The organism is Albidovulum sp. (assembly GCF_008933605.1).
Lineage (GTDB): Bacteria > Pseudomonadota > Alphaproteobacteria > Rhodobacterales > Rhodobacteraceae > Albidovulum.
Genome location: NZ_WBUS01000232.1, coordinates 1 through 3,489, shown reverse-complemented (window position 1 = coordinate 3,489; position 3,489 = coordinate 1). Strand labels below are relative to the sequence as shown.

General features: G+C 64.5%; 2 protein-coding genes. One reads left to right on the top strand and one right to left on the bottom strand.

Annotation, left to right across the window (positions count from 1 at the left end):
• A partial coding sequence (locus F9K34_RS17910) for an argininosuccinate synthase domain-containing protein (RefSeq protein ID WP_291338468.1) occupies positions 1-218 on the top strand: 218 nt, incomplete at its 5' end.
• 848 nt (positions 219-1,066) lie between these two features.
• On the opposite strand, the gene uvrB is transcribed toward F9K34_RS17910, so the two are convergent.
• The gene (gene uvrB, locus F9K34_RS17905) at positions 1,067-3,244 is read right to left on the bottom strand and encodes an excinuclease ABC subunit UvrB (RefSeq protein WP_291338467.1); all 2,178 of its coding nucleotides are present in this window, start codon (positions 3,242-3,244) and stop codon (positions 1,067-1,069) included.
• Between the last annotated feature and the right edge of the window lie 245 nt (positions 3,245-3,489).

Below are 3,489 nucleotides of genomic sequence, written 5' to 3'. Positions count from 1 at the left end.
CATCGGTCATCGTCCCGTGGCTCAAGGAGCACTACGACGCCAAGGTCGTCTGCGTCGCGGCCGATGTCGGCCAGGGCGAGGATGAACTGCGGGGCGTGAAGGAGAAGGCCATCGCCTCGGGCGCCGTGGGTGGTTTCCAATGTCCCGGCCCGTGCGCCATGCCGCGCGGGCTGCGCCCGCCCTCCGGGCGGTGGGCGCATTCGCACCCGCCAGGGTGATGAGGGATAAGAAACTTGCCAGTGGCACGTTTCCCTGAAGAACGCCGCGCCCGTGGCGCGGCAGGGTGGCGCCGGCCGCGTCCGGATGCCCGATGCTCACGGATAGCCCCTTTGGCGCTTCCTCGCGTCAGCGCCAACCGGCCCGGCCAACGCGCCACCGGCGCGTCGGCTTCTCGGGCCTCTGGGCGGGCGGCATTTGTCGGGGTAAACCCCGACCTACAGCTCGCTACCTTCGCAGGTCACGACGCTTGGGATGGTGGGCGAAACCCACCATTTGCGCGACGGCGGAGGGATTGGACGGTGGGTTGGCACCCACCCTACGGCTCGCTGGCTGGTGCAATCACCGAGTTAGTGACCGATTTACCAAACCACGTCGACCAAACGGCCATCCGAGTGCTTGCAAACGCCGACGCCACCAGAAGTAGTGAACCCAGACGAGTCGGCATAGCGCATTTGGCAATTGAGGGAGCTACCCTGGTTTCCCAGGAGGACGGCGACAAAGCGATTGGTTGTAGCTGACCCGAAGATCGTCGCGTCAAAATCTGAGCCAAATCCGGTGGCGACTGCCGAACTCGCACCATCCATTACAGCGCGTCCATTGAACGTCTCGCCGCCAATCACAGCAGTATAGGTGTCCGAATCTATCCCCTGCTCATACGTGAACTGGACCCGTTCTCCCGTTCCACGAATCTGTCCGGTCATTTCCCCTGCACACCCAGCAAGACCCAATACCAACAAGCCAGAAGCTAATTTTTCGCGCACGACATGATCCTTCTGCCAACTACGAGAGATAGCCGACCATACCGAATGCATAACCGCAAGATTTAAATGGTTAATTCCTTTTCTATCTACCCCCGCCTCCTCTTCCCGCCCCGCTGCCCCGGCCGCCCGGCCGTCGACCGGCCGCGCGCCTTCACCGCCTCGCCGACCGCCTCCTCGACCGCCGACTGCCGCGCCAAGGGGTCGTCGGACAGCACCAGATCGACCGCCTCCAGCCGCTTGATCTCGTCCCTCAGCCTTGCGGCCTCCTCGAACTCGAGGTTCTCCGCCGCCTTGCGCATCTGCGTCCTCAGCGCATCGAGATGCGCCTCGAGGTTGGCGCCGTGCATCGGGCGGTCGACCTTCGCCGTCACCCGGTTCATGTCGACGTCGCCCTTGTAGAGGCCGGCCAGGATGTCCTCGACGTTCTTCCTGACCGTCTCGGGGGTGATGCCGTGCTCAAGGTTATAGGCGACCTGCTTTTCCCTTCGCCGGTTGGTCTCGGCCAGGGCGCGTTCCATCGAGCCGGTCACCCGGTCGGCGTACATGATGACCCTACCTTCCGCGTTGCGCGCGGCGCGGCCGATGGTCTGGATCAGCGAGGTTTCCGACCGCAGGAAGCCCTCCTTGTCGGCGTCCAATATCGCCACCAGCCCGCATTCGGGGATGTCCAGCCCCTCGCGCAGGAGGTTGATGCCGACCAAGACGTCGAAGGCGCCGAGGCGGAGGTCGCGCAGGATCTCGATCCGCTCGATCGTGTCGATGTCGGAATGCATGTAGCGCACCCGGATGCCCTGTTCGTGCATGTATTCGGTGAGGTCCTCGGCCATGCGCTTGGTCAGCGTCGTGACGAGGGTGCGGAACCCCTTCGCCGCCACCTTGCGGACCTCGTCGAGAAGATCGTCCACCTGCATCTCGACGGGGCGGATTTCGACCTGCGGGTCGAGAAGGCCGGTCGGGCGGATCACCTGTTCGGTGAAGACGCCGCCGGTCTGTTCGAGCTCCCACGCGGCGGGGGTGGCGGAGACGAAGACCGATTGCGGCCGCATCGCGTCCCATTCCTCGAACTTCAGGGGGCGGTTGTCCATGCAGGAGGGGAGCCGGAAGCCGTGTTCGGCCAGCGTGAACTTGCGCCGGTAGTCGCCGCGGTACATGCCGCCGATCTGGGGGACGCTCACATGGCTTTCGTCGGCGAAGACGATGGCATGGTCGGGGATGAATTCGAAGAGGGTCGGCGGCGGCTCACCGGGGGCGCGGCCGGTCAGGTAGCGCGAATAGTTCTCGATCCCGGCGCAGGAGCCGGTGGCCTCCAGCATCTCCAGGTCGAAATTGGTGCGCTGTTCGAGGCGCTGGGCCTCGAGGAGCTTGCCTTCGTCCTGGAGCTGCTTCAGGCGCTGGGCCAGCTCCTTGCGGATGCCGACGATCGCCTGTTGCAGCGTAGGGCGCGGGGTGACGTAGTGGCTGTTGGCGTAGATGCGGATCTTGTCGAAGCTGTCGGTCTTGGCCCCGGTCAGCGGGTCGAATTCGGTGATCGCCTCCAGCTCCTCGCCGAAGAAGGAGAATTTCCAGGCGCGGTCCTCGAGGTGGGCGGGCCAGACATCGACGGTGTCGCCCTTGACCCGGAAGGCGCCGCGGGCGAAGGCGGCGTCGGCGCGGCGGTACTGCTGGGCGACAAGCTCGGAAAGGAATTTCCGCTGCTCGTAGAGCTTGCCGACCTCAAGGTCCTGGGTCATCGCCGAATAGGTCTCGACCGAGCCGATGCCGTAGATGCAGGAGACCGAGGCGACGATGATCACGTCGTCGCGTTCGAGAAGCGCGCGGGTGGCCGAGTGGCGCATCCGGTCGATCTGTTCGTTGATCTGGCTTTCCTTCTCGATATAGGTGTCGGTGCGCGGCACGTAGGCTTCGGGCTGGTAGTAGTCGTAGTAGCTGACGAAATACTCGACGGAATTCTCCGGGAAGAAGCCCTTGAACTCGCCGTAAAGCTGGGCCGCGAGCGTCTTGTTCGGCGCGAGGATGATCGCCGGGCGCTGGGTCTCCTCGATCACCTTGGCCATGGTGAAGGTCTTGCCGGTGCCTGTGGCACCCAGCAGCACCTGGTCGCGCTCGCCGGCAATGACACCCGCCGAAAGCTCCGCGATGGCGGTCGGCTGGTCGCCCGCCGGCGCGAAGTCGGTCTTCATGACGAATCGCCGGCCGCCTTCCAGCTTCGGGCGCGTCAGCACCTCGGGTCGGGCGACCGGGGCGTTGGTGGTGTTGTGGGGCATGGACCTCTCCTTCGGCCCTCAAGATTGGTCCGTTTTTGTTCCGGTTCAAGCGCGATGCGGCGGCGCGGACGTTCCCGTCGAAGAAACGATGCCGGAGGGCGGGCTCGACTGTTCACGGCGGCAGGAATATGCGCGAACAGTTCGATCTGCATACAACTTTCGGTTGTAATGCGACGATGGGAACCGTAGAAAGGTGGGGCAAGCAGGGCTGACTGCCGGTCGGTGCTCTAGGGAGCGTGGGTGGG

Coding starts and splice junctions, on each gene's coding strand:
- uvrB (WP_291338467.1), bottom strand. CDS start 3,244: ATGCCCCACAACACCACCAACGCCCCGGTCGCCCGACCCGAGGTGCTG.